The sequence below is a fragment of the Ruegeria sp. BA12 genome (genome assembly GCF_056539625.1).
This window is the reverse complement of the sequence record NZ_JBQFVF010000001.1, coordinates 253,859-271,508: the sequence shown is the minus strand read 5'-3', so window position 1 is coordinate 271,508 and position 17,650 is coordinate 253,859. Positions and strand designations below refer to the sequence as shown.

The window sequence follows — 17,650 nt, the reverse complement described above, 5'->3', positions numbered from 1 at the left end:
CAACCGCTTTTCGCAAAACTCGTCTTGCCCAAAATCGGCGGTGCTCCGGCGGTTTGGACAACAGCTATGCTGTTTTTCCAACTTATGTTGATTATGGGATATCTGTACGCCCACATCCTGACCCGGTGGTTTAGCCTGCGTTGGCAACTTGTTACACATCTGGCCCTTTGGCTGATCGCCCTCAGCTTTTTGCCCTTGGCCACGCAAGAAGGCTGGAGATTCGATTCTTCGCAATCTATTGCCCTTCAAACGCTGATTCTGTTTGCGGCAGGGGTCGGTGTTCCATTTGCAGTGCTGTCCGCAAATGCACCGCTTCTTCAGGCCTGGTATTCGCGCTCTGGCGGTCCATCAGCCAACGATCCATATTTTCTGTACGCAGCCAGCAATGTTGGATCGCTGCTGGCCCTGTTGGCGTTCCCACTGATGGCCGATCCATTCTTTGGTGCGCAAGACATCAGCCTGTTCTGGTCCGTCGGATTTGTCGTGTTTGGTATTCTTATGGCCGTCAGTGGTGTGTTTGCCCTTCGGGGTGGAACCGAACCTGTCGCCGTACATGAACCGCAAACGACAGGCAGCGCCCTGAGCATCAAGACAATTTCCACTTGGGTGTTCATTGCATTCATTCCGTCATCCCTGATGCTGGCCACAACAACCAAGCTCAGCATCGATCTTGGTGCCATCCCGCTAATCTGGGTTCTGCCACTGGCGACATATATCCTGACCTTCATTCTCGCTTTTACCAAATGGCGTCGCGTCACCCTGGATAGTCTGAAAGTTCCGGTTTTGATCGCGCTGGCAATCGCCGTGGTCCTGCTGTCCAAGGTTGCACCGACGCACAAGGCCTTGGCGTTGATGATGCTGTATGTTCCGATCCTCTTTCTGGTAGCCCTGTTTGCGCATAGGCTTCTGTATGAACTTCGGCCACCAGCCGAGCATCTGACCGTCTTCTATCTGGCGCTTTCGGTTGGAGGGGCTTGTGGAGGCCTGTTCAACTCGATCATTGCGCCGGTCTTCTTTGACCGCGAGATCGAATTCGCCCTGACACTCATTACGACCGGTGGACTGTTTCTGCTGCACGCAGGTACTTTCAGTATCCGTCACGTTGCCATGGGAATCATTGCGTCGATTCCGCTGTTGTTCGTGACAGGCGCACTGCGCTTCAGCCTCGTGTTCGACTCTCGCACACTTGGTATCTTGGTGGCGTCCTCACTTGTTGCCGCAGTGCTACTGGCCTTTAGAAATGCCCCGACCCGATTGGCGACAGTTTTGCTGATCGTTTTGGCACCGAACTTGATCTCGAAGACTCAGGTCTATTTCCGCGATCGCAGCTTTTTCGGAACCCACGCCGTCTATGATTTTAAAGAATTCCGGGTCTACAAGAACGGAACCACCGTACACGGCTGGCAAAGGCAAACACCGCCTGGTACGCGGCCGGTTGGGTCCTCGTATTATCATCCGAACGGGCCAATGGCCGAAATCCTGACATCGGAATACGGCCAGAACTCGGACAATATCGCAATTGTCGGCCTTGGGACCGGTGCGTTGGCTTGCTATGGGCAACCGCATCAGACGTGGGATTTCTTTGAGATCGACCAAACCGTTGATCGCATTGCACGCGACCCTGAACTGTTCACCTATATGTCCACATGTGCGCCGGACACGACCACCCATCTGGGCGACGCCCGGATCGTTCTGGAATATCAAAAGTTCGACTTTGATATCATGGTGCTGGACGCCTACAGTTCCGACGCGATACCGCTCCACCTGATCACGCAGGAGGCAATCGAGGTCTATCTGAACCATCTGGATCAGGATGGCACGTTGGTCTTCCATATCTCGAACCAGTATTACGATCTTTCACCGCAACTGGCGCGAGCCGCAGCAGCGCTGAACCTGCACGCGGCACTTCAAATGGACGATGCCACCGAGGAAGAAGAAAAAACCGGCGCGTCTGACACGCATGTCGTCATCCTGAGCCGAGACAAAAATCGCATCGAATCGTTCATCGATACCGGCAAGTGGGAGCCTTTGGTCACCGACGGTCAGGTTCCGTGGACGGATGACAAGGCGAACCTTCTGTCGGCCCTCAAGATACTGCACACAAACTGATTGCAAATAACGCAACCTGTGCCCCGCCACAGTCAGGCTGTTCAGCACTGGCATCGGCGGGGCTTTGTAGGTAGAGGTGCGGCAACAAAGGATGCCGACATGCTGAAAACCCGCATCATTCCCTGTCTGGATGTCGCTGATGGCCGTGTGGTCAAGGGCGTGAATTTCGTTGGTCTGCGTGATGCCGGTGACCCGGTTGAATCGGCCAAGGCCTACGACGCCGCCGGCGCAGATGAGATCTGCTTTCTGGACATCCACGCCACCCATGAAAACCGCGGTACAATGTTTGACGTGGTACAACGCACCGCCGAGCAGTGCTTTGTGCCCCTCACCGTGGGTGGCGGCGTGCGTACTAAAGATGACGTGCGCGCTCTGTTGCTGGCTGGTGCGGACAAGGTCAGTTTCAACTCGGCCGCCGTGGCAAACCCCGATGTGATTGCGGAATCGGCTGATCAGTTCGGCAGCCAGTGCATTGTTTGTGCCATCGACGCGAAGACCGTCAGCCCCGGCAAGTGGGAGATTTTCACCCACGGCGGCCGCAAACCCACCGGCATTGACGCGGTGGAATTCGCCAAAACCGTCGTCGCCAAAGGTGCTGGGGAAATCCTGCTGACGTCAATGGACCGCGACGGCACCAAAGCCGGGTTCAATCTGCCCCTGACCCGCGCGATTTCCGACGCAGTGTATGTACCAGTGATCGCTTCGGGCGGGGTTGGCAACCTTGACCACCTGGTCGAAGGCGTCACTGAGGGCGGGGCAAGCGCGGTTCTTGCCGCCTCGATCTTTCATTTCGGCGAATACACCATCCGCGAAGCCAAGGAACACATGACCGCCGCAGGTATCCCGATGAGGCTGACATGAGTATTCTACACGATCTGGCCGCCACAATTGAGGCCCGCAAAAACGCTGATCCTGACTCCAGTTGGACCGCCAAGCTACTGGCAAAAGGGCCCGAGAAATGCGCCGAAAAATTCGGCGAAGAGGCCGTCGAAGCCATTATCGAGGCCGTCAAGGACAACAAGGCCGCGCTTACGGCAGAGGCGGCGGATGTGCTCTATCATCTGCTTGTCATGCTGGCTGCGCGGGATGTGGCACTGGATGATGTGCTGGCGGAATTGGAACGTCGTCAGGGCACCAGCGGCATCGCCGAAAAATCCGCGCGCCCCAAGGGGTAATCGGCAGGGTTTCGTCATACCGCTCAACCCTTTATCATCGTGTTTCATGCTTTGCAGATCGAAGGGCACGCAGATGATCAAAGCTTTGGCCTTGGTGCTGGCCCTTCTAACGCTGGGGGCATGCGCGTCCCCTCCCCCTTCGACCGGAGATGAAGTTCAACGGCTGGCCAGCGAAATACGCAGCCTAGGCCCCGATATCGACCCAGAGGAGGCTGACCGCGCCGCGCGCATTGCCTATTCCTATACGGCGCAATTGGTGCAGGAATACGAAATCACCGACCCCCCGTTGATCCACAACGCCAAGGTCAACAAGGGTCTGCGCCCGCGCGGGCTGTGCTGGCACTGGGCCGAAGATATCGAGCGCCGCCTGAAGCAGGAAAACTTCCAGACGCTTGACCTGCACCGCGCCATCGCCAACGCCGACAACCCGTTCAGAATCGATCACAGCACGGCCATCATCAGCCGCAGAGGGGAAACGATGTATGATGGTGTGGTGTTGGATCCGTGGCGCTATGGCGGAGTGCTGTTTTGGTCGCCGCTGATCGAAGACACAAAATACGAATGGGTGCCACGCGACGTCGTTTTGGAGAAGCGCCGCGTGGAACAATACGGCGATCTCTTGCCCTATACCGGCGGCTAGATTTTGGACGAGATGACACCAGTGGTAAATCCGCCCATGCGCAACTCACCAAACAGGCGCTGATATTCGATCTTGGGGCAACGGTTCATCACCACATCCACCCCGCGCGCCTTTGCCTTGGCGGCAGCATCAGCGTTTTCGACACTGATCTGCATCCAAATGGTGCGCAGGTTCGGGAATGCGTCCAATGCCTCATCCACAATCGGCGGCACGGATTCGGAGCGGCGGAAGATATCGACCATATCTACGGGTTCATAAATCTCGGACAACGATGCCCTGACGGTCTGACCAAACAGCTCTTTGCCTGCGTGGCCCGGGTTGACCGGAATGACCGTAAAGCCCTTCAAGGAAAGATATCGTGCCACATAATAACTGGGGCGTACTGAGTTCATTGACACACCCACAACAGCGACAACTTTGGTGCGCTGAAGAATCTCTTTCAGGTGCTTATCGGAATAGTCGGCCATCTGCGCACCCTATGCCGTCCTTAACAAAGAAAAAAGCGCCCAGGTTGAACCTGAGCGCCAGTTGTTGGAACGAGGGACAGTGAAATGACCCGCGGCAGTTCCGTTCCGCGGTCACTGTGACATTTAGGCATAAATTGAGAGAAAAAAAGAGGGGATGCGCATTTTTGTGATGACAGATCACGAAAAGCGAAAACCCGCCTATTGCTCGTAAAGAATTACAGGCCAATGCGCCTCGGCCATACGGATATATTCCGTCCTGGCTTCACGCCACATCGCTTCGATTTCGGGTGAGTGGGTCAGATACAGCCGACCGTCCACGACCTGCCATGCCTTGGGATCGGTGCTAACAAGCGATCCATGCGCCATGGCATAGGCGCAATATCCACCGAATTGAGGGGCAAAGGCACGTGGATCACGTTCAAACGCGTCACGGTTCTCAGCGGTTGCAAAGTGCCATTGGGCCCCTTTCCAGACGACGGCGTATTTCGGCTGACCATGAACCGGAGCATCGCCATTGAAATACGACACCACGTCATACCCGGACATCGCGGTGCCATCGGTCACGTAGAAGACAGGTATCTCCTGCGCTGTTGCGGCAGGAGTGATCAAAGCGGCGACAATCGCGCCCAGAAGAAAACGTCGGGTCAACATCACAGAAATCGGAACAAGGTCATCAGGGTCTCAAGATGCAAGTTTTATGACCAAGTGACACCCCACTTAACGGGCTTGTGATCACCTGTGTCGCCCAGGCGCCACATCAATCAAAGATGTCTTCGATGACATCCCATGCCTCATCCAACACGTGTGAGAAGACACTCTTTTTCTTTTTCTGCTTCTTTTTCTTGTGGCTTGCAGTCGGCTTTGCCGCACCACGCCTTGATTGGCTTTCGGACAATTTACGCTTGGGCATCATCTTGAGGTTATGCAATGGCGCCCCGCAGCTGGAACAGCTCAGCTCATGACGGTCCTGACCTTTCAGAACCAGCGCAGCGCGGGTCCCGCAATAACAACAGGTGGCGATTTTGGACGGGCTGGGAATGGCACTCTCCTGTCTATCTGTGCCTTGAGGCATATAGGGCAATTGCGGCAGCATTTGAGACGTTAAGTGACCCAAACCCGCCCGCTGCGTCGATTTTCACCAGTTGATCAACTGTTTCTTTGGTTTTTTGCCGCAAGCCCGGCCCCTCGGCCCCCAATACCAACGCAACCGGCTGATCAAGTTTGCCGCCCAACGCTGTCTCGATGGTTTCTTCGGCCTCACCATCCAGACCAAGAACCAGAAATCCCATGTTCTGAAGCTCGACGATGGCGTCGGCCAGATTGCGAACCCGCAAATACGGCTGACGTTCCAACGCGCCGCTAGCGGTTTTGGCCAGCGCCCCGGTTTCCGGCGCCGAATGGTGCCGCGTGCCGATCACCGCACTGGCCCCCAAAACCTCGGCTGAGCGCAGAATCGCCCCGACGTTATGCGGGTCGGTCACCCGGTCCAGCAGAATCACGCGAGGATGCTCGCGCCCGATGCAATTCTCGGCCAGCCCACCCCAATCCAGCGGTTTAACCTCAAGCGCTGCGCCTTGATGGACAGACCCCGGATCAATCGGCGCGGTGAATTTGCGCGGATCGACCATTTCGGCCTCAATCTCTGCAAAATCAATGGCCTCTGTCAGCTTGTCCTGCGCATTTCGCGTCACGATCAAACGCAGTTTTTGCCGCTTCGGATTCATCAACGCATCGCGTACAGCGTGAAGGCCAAACAGCCAGACAGTTTCGGACGCAGCCGCTTTACGGGCTTGTTCTTTCTCAACGACCCACTTGGGTTTCTTCATTTCTTGGGCCTCCGAGCCGGGAAGTCGGTTTCCTGCGTCAAAGCGGTATTTTCCTGTTGACGCTCCTTTAAGGCGCTAGTAATCACGCCTCCACGTCAGGTGCAACGCCTGACAGTGGGCGACAGGCCGCAAGGTGTGGCAGGGGACTGTAACTCCCTCGCGGAGACGCACGCCTGGTTCGATTCCAGGGTCGCCCACCATCTTCTTCTGATGGTGACAAAGTGCAAGGGGCCGTTAATTCGGCAGGCATTCCCATTCGTCTACCACCTGACCACCCCTAACCGCCAATACGATCCCGAACTGGTTCAGCACAGCTTCGCTCTGGCTTGGGTGTAGCAGGGCGATGTCGCCGGGTTTGACGGGCGCATCTGGTGGGCCTGTCCAGACCTCCTGATTGGTTGAACGTCCGAAAATGGAGGAATAGCCAAAGCCGTTGGGAAATACCGGTTTAGCGCGGAAATACCCCCCGAAAATCGCAAGATCGGTTTTGCGCCGGGCCAGAAAATCCAATCCCGGCAGCGAATTACCGGGCATGGTTTTCAAAACCGGAGTCGCGATGAACGCTGCGGGTTGAAATCCCTGTGTCGTTTTGTGGTCGAAATCTGTGGGTTTCACGAGGACCGACCCAAAAGCGATCTCGGTGGTCTTACCTGTTGTGTGGTAGGACTGAAAAGTCAGACTGCCACCCGTGTTGAGGCACAGCCCTTTGGCCTCATTCGGCAGGTTGGAAACGGCGTGATCGAACGCATCCGCGCTGGCCCGAATGGCACGTTTGCGCAAGAAATGCGGCAGTTTGGCCAGATGCGCCTCGTACCCCATAACACCGGACAACCGCGCATTAGGGTTTGTCTCAATTTCTTGCGCAATGCGCGCAACTTGATCTGGTTGAAAGCCACCGCGATGCAGGCCGATATCAACCTCAAGCGACAGGCGCAGGGCTAGCTGACGATCCGCTGCAAGGGCCAGATAGGATTGCAACCGTTCCGACGAGTCGATCAGCCATTGAACCCGCGCAGCAGCGTCTGGACATTCGCTCAGAACCCGCGCAGCTGACCGGACCGGCAACGGTTTGCCGATCAAATGGTCGGCTTTCGGCTCGGCCTTCAAAAGCGCCAGCAGCATGGGCTCGGAAAACGTCATCAGGCCCGAGGTCTGAATCAGGCCCCGAACATGATCCAGCAGCGGCAAACAAGGCAGGGATTTGGCGACCAATCGACGGTCCAACCCATCATCCGACCTGTCCACCGCCAAGGCACAATTTGCATCGAGCCTGTCCAGATCAACCACCGCGACCGGCTTGTCCACGCCATACGCACGCAGCGTTTCAGAGAGGGATTGCAGATAGTTCGTCATGGTCGAAACAGCCTGGCAAGCGCGGGCATGAGAAACTTGCCCGACGGGTCCAATTGTTCCCGCAGCGCGCAAAAACGGTCGAAATCAGGATACATGGTGGATAGTTCTGTGAAGCCCAAGCTGTGCATTTTGCCCCAATGCGGTCTTCCTCCAGCTTCGACAAATAGTGACTCAATGGCGTCAAAGTATCGCTGGTGATCCTCGTCCGCATCGGTGTGGATTGCGATTGAAATGCGCGGCCCGCCCTGAAATGGGGATAGGCAGGCCGAGTCGCCCGCAGTTTGGCGGACTTCAATTGGAAAATAGATATCCTTGTGGTCGCGATGCAGCCGGGTAATGACCTCTTGCAGAACATCTTGGGCGACGTCAGGCGGCAGGTGGTATTCCATTTCCTTGAACCGAATATGCCTGTCACTGCACAGTACCCGCCAGCTTTCGCCCACATAATCTTCGTCCGATTGCGCCATGGTCAGTAGTCGCAACAGCAAATTGCGTAGCCCACTGCTGAGCCGACCAACATTGCGCGCCAGCTTCAGCACTTTGACGGCAATCATGTCCAGATTACGTGGTGCCCTGCTTTCGGCTGCGTCTGAAATTTCATGGCGCAGCTCGACGGCCTTACCGGTGAAAGGGATATAGAAGAACTCGAAATTTCGGTTCTGTGCCCAGTTCTGGTGCATGTTGGCGATGCAGTCCTGCAGATCAGCCAATCGTACCCTTCGGCGCAGGTTGTATTTCGGCACGACCGAGATTTGGGCCTCGGTCAAAATGCCCAACATGCCCAAAGTGACTTGCGCCATCTCAAGCGGAAGGTCGTCGGTTGTCAGAATATCCCCACCCGCGCTGACCAGTTTTGCGGCGGTGATTTCCGCTGCCAGACAGGGCAGCGAGCGTCCGGTGCCGTGTGTGGCGGTTGATACTGCACCGGCCAAAGACTGTGTGTTGATGTCACCGAGATTGCGAAAAGCCATCCCCTGCCCCGCCAAGGCCGGAGACAAGTCGCGCAGCCGGGCATTTGCGTTCACCCAAACCTTGTCTTCCCCGACTTCTCCGACCACTGGCAAGTCGATATCCGACAAGTCCAGTATCCGATCCCCACCGGCAACAATGGGTGTGAACGAATGACCGGCCCCAACGACCCGCAGCGTGCCTGACTGCGCCACGGCTTGCTGCAACTCGGAAATCGAGGTTGGGCGTTTGATCGGCGTCTGCGTACGCTGGTTTCCGGCCCAGTTGGTCCACATGTGCAATCTCCTCCGAAATCGAAGATTGCAGCACAGGTGGAACGAAACAAGTCAGGATTACAGAGGTTTACCCAACGAGAGGTTAACTCAGGCCGCAGCCGCGCGTTGCGCGTTGACCCGGTCGAACCAAGCAGAGATGGCTTCGAGGTTCGGCTCCAACTGCTCGGCCGCGCCGCCGGTGAACTCTTGAAACTTTTCCTTGTTCAAACCGTTCACGCCGACCAGCACGGGGATATCCAGTGTCAACGCTTCGGCGATCACCGGGCGAAAACCGCGCCCGTCAGCCTCATGCTTGCCGAACTTGTTGATGATCAGCAACTGCGGCGCATCCTCAAGCGAGTTGGTGACATACCCCACAGCCCGCTCCAACGCAGCCGGGTCCAGCCGACAACCGCGCGAATGCTCGCCCAGAGATTGCGAGATGCGGATGGTCTCGCCATCTGGCAGCACACGGACATCCATGTCGCATTTGCTGCTGTCGGCGCATTCGGTGTTAGTTTGAACCACGCCGACCAGACGGGCATCGTTGGCCAGAAGATGTTCGGCAACGGCGCTCAGCAGGCGGTCGGTCGCGCCGCGATCGGTGGTGGTAACATAGGCCAGATACATTGAAAGACCCTCATAGTCCTAAAGTGTGACTTTCCAGATAGCACGCATGACCCGGTCCGGCCACTCCTTGCGTTATGGCAGGGGCGAAAGGCCGATCACAGGCGCGTGCAGGTGAAGCAGAACCACAAATGCGGCCAAGGAAATCAGCGCGATCCCCAAGCCAGGCCAGGGTTGCGGCGCGCGCAGGGAAAACCGCGCCGTATTGCGGGATAGGCGTACCCATTCGATCCCCATATCGCGCGCCTTGCGCTGATCGATCAGCGCCATGCCCCACGCCGCAAAACCTGCAAAAAGACCAAATAAGATGACATGCGACAGGCTGCCATTCGCCAGAAGATGCGCCAAGGCCCACAGCATCATGGCAGCAAGAAGCGGGTGACGCGTGGCGCGCAGGATACCGGGGTTTTCGGGGTCGAACCGACGGTGACCCAGGCCGCCAAAAGAAAACGGATTTTGGATTGTCAAACCTGCCACCGCCAACCAGCACACCACAGGCATGGTCAACAGCGGCACCCAACGTAGGATGGGAAGCGGTGGAATTACTTCAACATAGGGCGCTTGCGCTGCGGCGACGATCAGCCAGCCCAAAACTAGCAGGGACAACGCGGAATAGGCCATAAAATACCCCCTGCGTCCCATCACGTCGATCAACCGCCCGCGCACGACGGGTCGGGCGGGGATGGCGTGGGTCAGCAGAAAGGTGATCAGTGCGGCAAGGAAAAGGGCCCAACCCAGCATGGTATTCTCCGTCAATGTTGGCCCTAATTTAGGTCCGTGAGGCGGCATGATCCTTGTCCGAAATCAAGTCGGGTGCGGCGCACGGGGTTTCCGCGCATGTTCTGGGCATATTGTTTCAACGCTTGCAACCCGACAATGAACAGGCAACCCTGCCCGCGGAGGACACCGATGCACCATTTCGATGAGATCTACACCATGGCTGCCAATCGCCACGGCGGACCCGACGCGTTGCAAGCCAAGCTGAGCAAACCTAAGAGCGTGGCTGAGTTGACTGCCTTGCCCGATGATCGTTGGCTGTCGATCGTCACGAAATGCGTCTTTCAGGCCGGGTTCAACTGGAAGGTTATCGAAAACAAATGGGATGGGTTTGAGGCCGCCTTTGATGGTTTTGACGTCGGTCGCTGCGCCTTTATGGATGATGAGAAGTTCGACGCCCTGCTGCAGGACACCCGCATTGTCCGCAACGGCACCAAGATCGCCGCTGTGCGGGACAATGCCGCGTTTCTGCTGGAACTGCGTCAGGAAGGTGGCGTGGGAAAGGTGTTGGGTGGCTGGCCCTCGACTGATTACGTCGGCTTGCTGGCGATGCTAGGCAAGCGCGGGTCGCGTCTGGGTGGGGCCTCGGCGCAATACGCCATGCGATTTGCCGGGCGCGACAGTTTCATCCTGTCGCGGGACGTCACCGCCCGATTGATTGCTGAAGGCGTGATCGACAAAGCGCCAAGCTCCAAGAAGGCGATGGCTGCCGTTCAAGACGCATTCAACACCTGGATGGACCAATCCGGGCGGTCGTTGACGGAAATCAGCCGGGTTTTGGCGATGAGCCTGTAAAACCGGTTGCAGTGCGGGTGCTTCACACTAGGCTCACTTCATGACCTGCCGCATTTTGATGATGGTTCTCCTTCTGCTTGCATCCTGCGGTCGCCCGCTGACCGAGCAGGAACGTGCTTTTGCCACCGCTGTTCAGGGCGAGTCGCTGAATCTGGATCGGGTGCGCCTGGTCGAGGGGGCTCCGGTCGCGCCAATCACGTTTTACCGCAAGGAACGGCCCCGTCTGGCCTGCCGTGAACGCATATTGCCAGCCCCGACCGAAGGGGTCGTCACAGCAAAGCCCGCCGCCGTAGCCCTGTTCAACAAGGTCTATTTCACGCGTGAGTGGTATCTTGAGGACTATATGTCCGACTTCCCCGAGCAGATGAACCTAATCGCCGGAATGCTGCTGGCGCATGAGCTGACACATGTGTGGCAATGGCAGAACCGGAAAACCACAGGCTATCACCCTTTGCGTGCAGCGGCCGAGCATGGTGGCAACAAGGACCCCTATCTGTTTGATATCGAAACCTCGTCCGACTTCCTATCCTACGGGTTTGAACAACAAGGCGCGATTGTCGAGGAATATGTCTGCTGCCGGGCGCTGGACCCTCAAGCCCCCCGCACCCAACGCTTGCACGACATGCTGGGCGCGCATTTCGACATTTCACCCCTGCCGAACCAACCGCGTGAGCGCGATATCGTCATCCCCTGGAGCGGCGCAAAGACCGAAGGCATTTGCCGCTAGACGTTACCCGCCTTGCAATGTTTCAAGATAGGCGATCAGATCCACGATCGGCTGGCTGGTCAGAATCGGCTGCCCCTCGGGTGTTTTCATCGAGGTGTCCTGCCCGTCGAAATAAGGACCATAGACTGGCATCGGGCTGCCGTGGCTGACCAACGGATCGCGCCCGTCAATCCGCGCAACGACGCGCGCAGTTGGGAAAACACCGTCTTCTCCGGCCAGCTTGGTCAGATCAACCGGCTGAATGACCAATATCCCCGCCATCGGCCCATGCCCGGTCGCATCGATTCCGTGGCAGGTTGCACAATAGTGCTGATACAGCTCGGCCCCGGTATCCACATCCTGTGCCGCGACCTGTGCAGCGGTCACAAGCACTCCGAACGAAACGGCAGTCATTAGGGGTCTGGGCATCGCATCCTCCTGTCACGATTGACATATACAGGCTTGCCCGAGGGCCGGCTTGGCGCAATGATCCAGATCAACGAAGCAGATGGGTACGGGCAATGACACAATATGCAGTTATCATGCTGGCCGCCGGGATTGGCGTTCCAATCCTTGCCGCTCTGAACGCGGCGCTTGGAAAGCTGATCGGATCACCGACCACCGCCGCCGTCATCCTGTTCGCCATCGCGTTCGCAGCATCCGCGCTGGTGATGGTTTTATTTACCGGCACGGGCGCGCTGCCCAAAGTCACGCAGGCCCCGAAACACCTGCTATTGGCCGGTGTCCTGATCGCCTTTTACGTCCTATCCATCACCCATGTCGCACCGCATTTCGGTGTCGGTAATGCGGTGTTCTTCGTTTTACTCGGGCAACTGATCAGCACGGCAGCCATCGACCACTTCGGGCTTTTCGGCGCGCAAGTCACGCCGCTGACATGGATACGCGCAGGTGGGATCGCCGTGATGGCCGCGGGCGTTGCGATCACTCAACTGGCCTGAGTATACCGCCCTCCAACCGCAGCTTGCGGTCCATCCGCGCGGCAAGTTCCATGTTATGCGTGGCGATGAGTGCCGACAGCCCTTCGTCCCGCACCAGTGCCATCAGCGCGTCAAACACCTGATCCGAGGTTTCGGGATCCAGATTTCCTGTCGGCTCATCCGCCAGCAGAACGCGCGGCTTGTTGGCCAGCGCCCGGCAAAAAGCAACCCGCTGTTGTTCACCGCCTGACAGCGCCGCCGGGCGGTGATCAGCGCGCGGTGCCACACCAACGCGGTCCAGCAAAGACTTCGCCCGCGCTTGTGCCGCCGCCTCGGACACCCCGTTGGCCAGTTGCGGCAAGGTGATATTCTCCAGCGCCGTGAACTCGGGCAGCAGATGGTGGAACTGATAGACGAACCCGACGTCCTGACGCCGCAATGCGGTGCGTGTCCGGTCGCCCTTACCTTTGAAATTCTGCCCCGCAATCTCGACCGAGCCGTCATCCGGCGTGTCCAGCAAACCGGCAATGTGCAAAAGGGTCGACTTGCCCGCGCCGGATGGTGCAACCAGCGCCACCGCTTCGCCCGCGTGCAGTTCCAGATCGGCCCCACGCAGCACCTGAACCTCGCCCGGTGTGCCCTTCAGATAGGTCTTGGTCAGACCGCTCAATCGCAATGTCACATCATTCATAGCGCAGCGCCTCAACCGGATTCAGCCGCGCCGCGCGGCGGGCGGGGAAATAGGTGACGAAAAAGGACAGGCCCAGCGACAAGCCGATTGCCTTCAACACGTCCGACAGGTGCAGTTCGGCGGGCAGGGCATAGATGCCGCGAATGGAAGGGTCCCAGACACCGCCACCCATGACGTAGTTCACGAACGAAAAGATCGGGTCGATATAAATCGCGAACAAGCAACCCAGAACAACACCCATCACGGTGCCTATGATGCCGGTGAATGCACCGCAGATGAAGAACACCCTCAGTACGGATCCCTCGCTCAGACCGATGGTGCGCAGGATGCCGATATCGCGCCCCTTGTTCTTCACCAGCATGATTAACCCCGAGACGATATTCATCGCCGCAATCAACACGAGGATCGACAGGATGATAAACATCACGTTGTCCTCGACCTCTAACGCGCGCAGGAACCCGCCCGAGGCGTCCTGCCAGGTCCAGATCTGACTTCGTTCGCCGGCGGCCTCAAGAATAGGGATCAGGATCGGTGTCAGTTCTTCAGGGCGGTCAACCATCACCTCGATCTCATCCGCAACGCCCTCGCGGTTGAAAAAGCCCTGCGCCTGTTCGAACGGCATATAAACGCGGGTGCGGTCGATATCATAGCGCCCGGCCGAGAAGACATAGACCACCCGATAGGCATTCACACGAGGTGAGGTACCAAAGGCCGTCTTCACCCCGTTAGGGGACGTCAGTTTGACCGTATCCCCCACAGTTGCCCCAATACTGCGCGCCACGCCCGAACCGATGGCGATAACGTCCTCTCCATTCTGGAATTCGGAAAGATCCCCAACCGCCTGTTCGCTTTCGGCGACGCCGGGCAAGTCCAGCAGGTCGTCAGGCTGAATGCCAAAGACCTCAACCCCGCTGCTGCGCTCGCGATTGGTAATCAGCACCTGCCCTTTGACCAAGGGCGCGGCGCGTTCAACGCCGGGCACCTGCGCAACGCGCTCAGCCACTCCGTCATAATCCGCGATGGTGCGGTCCAGGTTACCCTGCGCATCGAAATTACCCGCCGAGTAGACAGTGACATGCGCATTGGCCCCCAGAATGGTACCCACGAACTCGGATCGGAAGCCGGACCGAACGGCCAGCGTCGCGATCAGGGCAAACACCGCCAGTGTAATTCCGATCAGTGAAATCCAGGTCATCACGCTGACACCGCCCTCGGCACGGCGTGCGCGCAGGTATCGCCAGGCGATCTTCCATTCGAATGGGGCAAAGGGCGGGGGCGTCTTGGCCATGTCTGCTCCGGGGCTTTTTGGTTTGCGCGACCCTTTCGGCATTTGCCGGGATGGTCAAGGTGGTTATGCGCGTCCCGCCCGGCGATAGGCAATCCTGCGACTTTTATTGGCATGGCCCAATACGAATCACCCTAGGTGTCGGGAAGCTCGCTCTGGCGAAAGGAGAGAGAAAAGATCCAGATTACACCCTTGGTTGTGACCCCCTTCACAGACAACCCCCAATTGTTTCAGCTATGAAGTCAATAGGGCCGTTGCGTGAGTTACTGAACTCAAAATGCAACATTGATTAAGCAATATTCTTTCGCCTTTTGCTTATTTTTTAAAACTTTGTCACCTTAGATGTAAGGGGGATATCATTTTTAGAGCGGGGGTCGCTCATGTTTGTAAAGAGTAATAAGGAATTGTTGGACCCGATTTTGGTCCGAAACGCATCTTCAGAACTGGATTGTGAAACAGCAGCATTGTTGCGCGCAGTCATTCGCCCTGTTTTCGATACAGCGGCAAGCTGGGCAAGTTTGACCGATATCCTGAAAGACAAAGGATACCGATTGGCGTTCCGTCAGGGGCGGCTGTGCATTACGGATCGCACGACCGATCAACGGGTTTGTGGGATACGCTTTCTAGGGTTCGAATACAAAGATCTGGTCAGACGTCTGGGCCGTCCGATTGTCGTTGCACGCGGCAACAGTGCGGATGGTGAAATTCTGACGGAACGACCGGAACCGCAGTGAACCTAGAAAGACCGCCAGAACTGAGCCTTGCGACGTAACGTCTTTGTCAGGCTGTAAAGCGCGGCACGCGCGATAGCAGGCTGCGATAGCGATTTCAGCAAAATGGCGCCTGAAACCCGAACCGGCAAATGGCCTTGCTTGTACCACCCAAAGCGCTGCGCGTCCGAGTACCCGGACAGATCGCAGAACTGACTGTAGTTTTTCAGCCAACATGCGGCCATTTCGGCCCCGGCAGCGTCTGTGTCTGCTGATACTCCACCGATCCGAAACAGTGATATTGGGGCCTGCAACCGCTGGCCGGAATGGCCAGACAGGATCATTCGCAAAACCATGTCATAGTCCGCGGCGATACGGAATTGCAGGTCGTGACCGCCCAATTCCTGAAACAACGCCCGTTTCAGGACCATCGCATTGTGACCGAATGGTAAGCGCTGCAAGATGGATTTCGGGGTTAGCCGACGGGCATGACGGCGGTTGCCCTCATCATCGAAAAAGACGGTTTCACCATACACAAAATCGGGCTTATCGGGCTCGATAGCTTTTTGCACCCTCAACAGGCTGTCAGGGTCTGCAATCAGATCGTCCGAGTTGAGAAACAAGACATACTCGCCGCGACACCGATCAACCGCCTGGTTCATCGCGTCATACAGGCTTTTGTCTGCCTCACAGAAATACCGCACAGGAATGGGGTCGCCCGACTCCGAGAATTTCTGAATCGTGTCTTTCAGCAGGTCCTGCGTTCCGTCATCGGATTGGCCGTCCCAGATCACATGCTCGATGTCACGGAGCTTTTGCGACTGCACGCTGTCCAGGGCGGCGAGGACTTGCACCTCGCGCCCTGCTTCGATCAGGTTCCGCGTAACGGTGACGACCGAGATCAGCGGCCGATGATCCTGTTCAGGCGATTTGCTCATAGATTTCGGCAACTTTCGTGACGGCAGCTTCGGGGCTCAACTCCTCGCTTTCACCGGTACGGCGGCAGGTCAGCTCAACGACGCCGTTTTTCAGACCCCGCGGCCCGACGGTGATACGCCACGGCAAGCCGATCAGGTCCATGGTGGCAAACTTGCCCCCTGCCCGTTCGTTGCGGTCATCATACAGCGGCTCAAGACCCAGAGCGGTCAGCGCGCCATAGAGTTTGTCGCAGGCGGCGTCAGCCTCATCATCACCCTGCTTGAGGTTTACGATACCGCAATGGAACGGTGTTACGCCCTCGGGCCAGATGATGCCCTTATCGTCATGGCTGGCTTCGATGATCGCACCGATCAGACGACTGACACCGATGCCATGGCTGCCCATATGGACCGGCGTTGGTTTGCCATCGGGGCCCTGAACGGTAGCGCCCATCGCCTCGGAATACTTGGTACCGAAATAGAAAATCTGCCCCACTTCGATCCCGCGCGCCACACGGCGGCGATCTTCGGGCACCTGATTGAACAGCGCCTCGTCATGGGTTTCATCGGTACGGGCGTATTTCGAGGTGAACTCTTCCAGAATGGCCTGACACTGCTCTCGGCTGTCATAGTCGATCTGACGATCACCAAACGTCAGGTCGGTGACGGCGCTGTCATAGAACACTTCGGATTCACCCGTATCGGCCAGTACGAGGAATTCATGGGTGTTGTCGCCGCCGATCGGGCCGCTATCAGCACGCATCGGAATAGCCTGCAGGCCCATGCGCTCATAGGTGCGCAGGTAGGTAACCAGATGACGGTTATAGGCGTGCAGCGCGTCCTCTTTGGTCAGGTCGAAATTATACCCGTCCTTCATGTAGAACTCGCGCCCCCGCATCACGCCAAAGCGCGGGCGGATCTCGTCACGGAACTTCCACTGGATTTGGTACAACGTCAGCGGCAGGTCCTTGTAGCTGCTGACGTGGCCGCGGAAGATATCGGTGACCAGCTCTTCGGCCGTGGGCGTGAACAGCATATCCCGGTCATGCCGGTCCTTCATACGCAGCATTTCCTGACCGTAGTCATCATAGCGCCCGGATTCACGCCATAGGTCTGCCGATTGGATAATCGGCATCTGGATCGCGATATGACCTGCGCGCGCCTGCTCTTCATGGATGATATTTTCCAACTTACGCAGAACTTTGAAACCCAGCGGCAGCCAGGAATAAATCCCGGCCGATGCTTGCTTGATCATCCCGGCGCGCAGCATCAGCCGGTGGCTGACGATCTGGGCCTCGGACGGGTTTTCCTTGAGAACGGGCAGAAAGTAACGGCTGAGGCGCATTGTATGACCTTCACGGGTGAGAATTCGACTTCAAAGGTCCTTATTCCAAAGCCCCGCCGGGGGCAA

At 57.4% G+C, this 17,650-nt stretch carries 21 protein-coding genes and 1 tRNA gene; 9 read left to right on the top strand and 13 right to left on the bottom strand.

From position 1 onward, the window contains the following. Positions 1–66: 66 nt before the first annotated feature. From ACR0B0_RS01350 to ACR0B0_RS01335, 4 genes are all read left to right on the top strand, one after another. Positions 67–2,109: a fused MFS/spermidine synthase gene (locus tag ACR0B0_RS01350; RefSeq protein WP_480646108.1), complete on the top strand. Its 2,043-nt coding sequence runs from the start codon at positions 67–69 to the stop codon at positions 2,107–2,109. 99 nt (positions 2,110–2,208) lie between these two features. Then, positions 2,209–2,970, top strand: coding sequence for an imidazole glycerol phosphate synthase subunit HisF (gene hisF / locus ACR0B0_RS01345; RefSeq protein WP_170348013.1), 762 nt, complete (start codon positions 2,209–2,211; stop codon positions 2,968–2,970). Beyond that, positions 2,967–3,284 carry a phosphoribosyl-ATP diphosphatase gene (locus ACR0B0_RS01340; RefSeq protein ID WP_170348012.1) on the top strand — a complete coding sequence of 106 codons (318 nt, stop codon included), beginning with the start codon at positions 2,967–2,969 and terminating at the stop codon, positions 3,282–3,284. The genes hisF and ACR0B0_RS01340 overlap by 4 nt, the downstream gene beginning before the upstream one ends. Before the next feature lie 73 nt (positions 3,285–3,357). Then, positions 3,358–3,924: a hypothetical protein gene (locus ACR0B0_RS01335; protein ID WP_170348011.1), complete on the top strand. Its 567-nt coding sequence runs from the start codon at positions 3,358–3,360 to the stop codon at positions 3,922–3,924. On the opposite strand, the gene ACR0B0_RS01330 is transcribed toward ACR0B0_RS01335, so the two are convergent. From ACR0B0_RS01330 to rlmB, 4 genes are all read right to left on the bottom strand, one after another. After that, positions 3,921–4,391, bottom strand: coding sequence for a CoA-binding protein (locus ACR0B0_RS01330; RefSeq protein WP_480646106.1), 471 nt, complete (start codon positions 4,389–4,391; stop codon positions 3,921–3,923). The two genes, ACR0B0_RS01335 and ACR0B0_RS01330, sit on opposite strands and share 4 nt — an antisense overlap. 198 nt (positions 4,392–4,589) lie before the next feature. Further along, entirely contained in the window at positions 4,590–5,042 is a 453-nt protein-coding gene (locus ACR0B0_RS01325) for a YHS domain-containing (seleno)protein (RefSeq protein ID WP_170348009.1), read from the bottom strand. A 106-nt stretch (positions 5,043–5,148) separates the two neighbouring features. Continuing rightward, positions 5,149–5,463: a hypothetical protein gene (locus tag ACR0B0_RS01320; protein WP_174821525.1), complete on the bottom strand. Its 315-nt coding sequence runs from the start codon at positions 5,461–5,463 to the stop codon at positions 5,149–5,151. Beyond that, the gene (rlmB, locus tag ACR0B0_RS01315; protein ID WP_170360322.1) at positions 5,444–6,217 is read right to left on the bottom strand and encodes a 23S rRNA (guanosine(2251)-2'-O)-methyltransferase RlmB; all 774 of its coding nucleotides are present in this window, start codon (positions 6,215–6,217) and stop codon (positions 5,444–5,446) included. Before rlmB ends, ACR0B0_RS01320 begins: the two co-directional genes overlap by 20 nt. 116 nt (positions 6,218–6,333) lie before the next feature. Here rlmB and ACR0B0_RS01310 point away from each other — a divergent pair. Next, positions 6,334–6,417, top strand: a tRNA-Tyr gene (locus tag ACR0B0_RS01310). Between the two features lie 34 nt (positions 6,418–6,451). Here ACR0B0_RS01310 and ACR0B0_RS01305 read toward each other — a convergent pair. From ACR0B0_RS01305 to ACR0B0_RS01290, 4 genes are all read right to left on the bottom strand, one after another. Then, entirely contained in the window at positions 6,452–7,570 is a 1,119-nt protein-coding gene (locus ACR0B0_RS01305; RefSeq protein ID WP_480646104.1) for an alanine racemase, read from the bottom strand. Then, entirely contained in the window at positions 7,567–8,814 is a 1,248-nt protein-coding gene (locus ACR0B0_RS01300) for a D-arabinono-1,4-lactone oxidase (protein ID WP_480646102.1), read from the bottom strand. Before ACR0B0_RS01300 ends, ACR0B0_RS01305 begins: the two co-directional genes overlap by 4 nt. A gap of 87 nt (positions 8,815–8,901) precedes the next feature. After that, positions 8,902–9,423, bottom strand: a complete 522-nt coding sequence (locus ACR0B0_RS01295) for a DUF2478 domain-containing protein (protein WP_170374471.1) — start codon at positions 9,421–9,423, stop codon at positions 8,902–8,904. A 72-nt stretch (positions 9,424–9,495) separates the two neighbouring features. Continuing rightward, positions 9,496–10,161 carry an NnrU family protein gene (locus ACR0B0_RS01290; RefSeq protein WP_480646101.1) on the bottom strand — a complete coding sequence of 222 codons (666 nt, stop codon included), beginning with the start codon at positions 10,159–10,161 and terminating at the stop codon, positions 9,496–9,498. Positions 10,162–10,329: 168 nt separating this feature from the next. Here ACR0B0_RS01290 and ACR0B0_RS01285 point away from each other — a divergent pair, with 168 nt between their 5' ends. Together ACR0B0_RS01285 and ACR0B0_RS01280 are read left to right on the top strand one after the other, a co-directional pair. After that, entirely contained in the window at positions 10,330–10,992 is a 663-nt protein-coding gene (locus ACR0B0_RS01285) for a DNA-3-methyladenine glycosylase I (protein ID WP_480646099.1), read from the top strand. A 40-nt stretch (positions 10,993–11,032) separates the two neighbouring features. After that, positions 11,033–11,719: a hypothetical protein gene (locus ACR0B0_RS01280; RefSeq protein ID WP_170548032.1), complete on the top strand. Its 687-nt coding sequence runs from the start codon at positions 11,033–11,035 to the stop codon at positions 11,717–11,719. 3 nt (positions 11,720–11,722) lie between these two features. Here ACR0B0_RS01280 and ACR0B0_RS01275 read toward each other — a convergent pair whose 3' ends face one another. Next, positions 11,723–12,127 carry a c-type cytochrome gene (locus ACR0B0_RS01275; RefSeq protein WP_170348001.1) on the bottom strand — a complete coding sequence of 135 codons (405 nt, stop codon included), beginning with the start codon at positions 12,125–12,127 and terminating at the stop codon, positions 11,723–11,725. A gap of 92 nt (positions 12,128–12,219) precedes the next feature. On the opposite strand from ACR0B0_RS01275, the gene ACR0B0_RS01270 reads away from it, so the two are divergent. Next, the gene (locus ACR0B0_RS01270) at positions 12,220–12,657 is read left to right on the top strand and encodes a DMT family transporter (RefSeq protein WP_170360332.1); all 438 of its coding nucleotides are present in this window, start codon (positions 12,220–12,222) and stop codon (positions 12,655–12,657) included. Here the strand turns inward: ACR0B0_RS01270 and ACR0B0_RS01265 are convergent. Both ACR0B0_RS01265 and ACR0B0_RS01260 read right to left on the bottom strand, forming a co-directional pair. After that, on the bottom strand, positions 12,641–13,327 hold the full coding sequence (locus tag ACR0B0_RS01265; RefSeq protein WP_480635947.1) for an ABC transporter ATP-binding protein: 687 nt from the start codon (positions 13,325–13,327) through the stop codon (positions 12,641–12,643). The genes ACR0B0_RS01270 and ACR0B0_RS01265 overlap by 17 nt on opposite strands. Continuing rightward, positions 13,320–14,615: a lipoprotein-releasing ABC transporter permease subunit gene (locus ACR0B0_RS01260; protein ID WP_170395608.1), complete on the bottom strand. Its 1,296-nt coding sequence runs from the start codon at positions 14,613–14,615 to the stop codon at positions 13,320–13,322. Before ACR0B0_RS01260 ends, ACR0B0_RS01265 begins: the two co-directional genes overlap by 8 nt. Positions 14,616–14,992: 377 nt before the next feature. Here ACR0B0_RS01260 and ACR0B0_RS01255 point away from each other — a divergent pair, with 377 nt between their 5' ends. Next, on the top strand, positions 14,993–15,346 hold the full coding sequence (locus ACR0B0_RS01255; protein ID WP_170347997.1) for a hypothetical protein: 354 nt from the start codon (positions 14,993–14,995) through the stop codon (positions 15,344–15,346). A gap of 2 nt (positions 15,347–15,348) precedes the next feature. Here ACR0B0_RS01255 and ACR0B0_RS01250 read toward each other — a convergent pair whose 3' ends face one another. Beyond that, positions 15,349–16,260, bottom strand: a complete 912-nt coding sequence (locus ACR0B0_RS01250; RefSeq protein WP_170360338.1) for a glycosyltransferase family 2 protein — start codon at positions 16,258–16,260, stop codon at positions 15,349–15,351. Then, entirely contained in the window at positions 16,244–17,584 is a 1,341-nt protein-coding gene (proS, locus tag ACR0B0_RS01245; protein ID WP_170360340.1) for a proline--tRNA ligase, read from the bottom strand. Before proS ends, ACR0B0_RS01250 begins: the two co-directional genes overlap by 17 nt. Positions 17,585–17,650: the final 66 nt, after the last annotated feature.

Excerpts from the sequence above, each read along its gene's own strand:
- ACR0B0_RS01250 (WP_170360338.1), bottom strand. The coding sequence starts at position 16,260 with ATGAGCAAATCGCCTGAACAGGATCATCGGCCGCTGATCTCGGTCGTC.
- ACR0B0_RS01270 (WP_170360332.1), top strand. The coding sequence starts at position 12,220 with ATGACACAATATGCAGTTATCATGCTGGCCGCCGGGATTGGCGTTCCA.
- ACR0B0_RS01330 (WP_480646106.1), bottom strand. The coding sequence starts at position 4,391 with ATGGCCGACTATTCCGATAAGCACCTGAAAGAGATTCTTCAGCGCACC.
- ACR0B0_RS01325 (WP_170348009.1), bottom strand. The coding sequence starts at position 5,042 with ATGTTGACCCGACGTTTTCTTCTGGGCGCGATTGTCGCCGCTTTGATC.
- ACR0B0_RS01295 (WP_170374471.1), bottom strand. The coding sequence starts at position 9,423 with ATGTATCTGGCCTATGTTACCACCACCGATCGCGGCGCGACCGACCGC.
- ACR0B0_RS01265 (WP_480635947.1), bottom strand. The coding sequence starts at position 13,327 with ATGAATGATGTGACATTGCGATTGAGCGGTCTGACCAAGACCTATCTG.
- proS (WP_170360340.1), bottom strand. The coding sequence starts at position 17,584 with ATGCGCCTCAGCCGTTACTTTCTGCCCGTTCTCAAGGAAAACCCGTCC.
- ACR0B0_RS01290 (WP_480646101.1), bottom strand. The coding sequence starts at position 10,161 with ATGCTGGGTTGGGCCCTTTTCCTTGCCGCACTGATCACCTTTCTGCTG.
- ACR0B0_RS01260 (WP_170395608.1), bottom strand. The coding sequence starts at position 14,615 with ATGGCCAAGACGCCCCCGCCCTTTGCCCCATTCGAATGGAAGATCGCC.
- ACR0B0_RS01305 (WP_480646104.1), bottom strand. The coding sequence starts at position 7,570 with ATGACGAACTATCTGCAATCCCTCTCTGAAACGCTGCGTGCGTATGGC.
- ACR0B0_RS01280 (WP_170548032.1), top strand. The coding sequence starts at position 11,033 with ATGACCTGCCGCATTTTGATGATGGTTCTCCTTCTGCTTGCATCCTGC.
- ACR0B0_RS01285 (WP_480646099.1), top strand. The coding sequence starts at position 10,330 with ATGCACCATTTCGATGAGATCTACACCATGGCTGCCAATCGCCACGGC.
- ACR0B0_RS01335 (WP_170348011.1), top strand. The coding sequence starts at position 3,358 with ATGATCAAAGCTTTGGCCTTGGTGCTGGCCCTTCTAACGCTGGGGGCA.
- ACR0B0_RS01300 (WP_480646102.1), bottom strand. The coding sequence starts at position 8,814 with ATGTGGACCAACTGGGCCGGAAACCAGCGTACGCAGACGCCGATCAAA.
- ACR0B0_RS01255 (WP_170347997.1), top strand. The coding sequence starts at position 14,993 with ATGTTTGTAAAGAGTAATAAGGAATTGTTGGACCCGATTTTGGTCCGA.
- hisF (WP_170348013.1), top strand. The coding sequence starts at position 2,209 with ATGCTGAAAACCCGCATCATTCCCTGTCTGGATGTCGCTGATGGCCGT.
- ACR0B0_RS01275 (WP_170348001.1), bottom strand. The coding sequence starts at position 12,127 with ATGCCCAGACCCCTAATGACTGCCGTTTCGTTCGGAGTGCTTGTGACC.
- ACR0B0_RS01320 (WP_174821525.1), bottom strand. The coding sequence starts at position 5,463 with ATGCCTCAAGGCACAGATAGACAGGAGAGTGCCATTCCCAGCCCGTCC.
- rlmB (WP_170360322.1), bottom strand. The coding sequence starts at position 6,217 with ATGAAGAAACCCAAGTGGGTCGTTGAGAAAGAACAAGCCCGTAAAGCG.
- ACR0B0_RS01340 (WP_170348012.1), top strand. The coding sequence starts at position 2,967 with ATGAGTATTCTACACGATCTGGCCGCCACAATTGAGGCCCGCAAAAAC.
- ACR0B0_RS01350 (WP_480646108.1), top strand. The coding sequence starts at position 67 with ATGCTGTTTTTCCAACTTATGTTGATTATGGGATATCTGTACGCCCAC.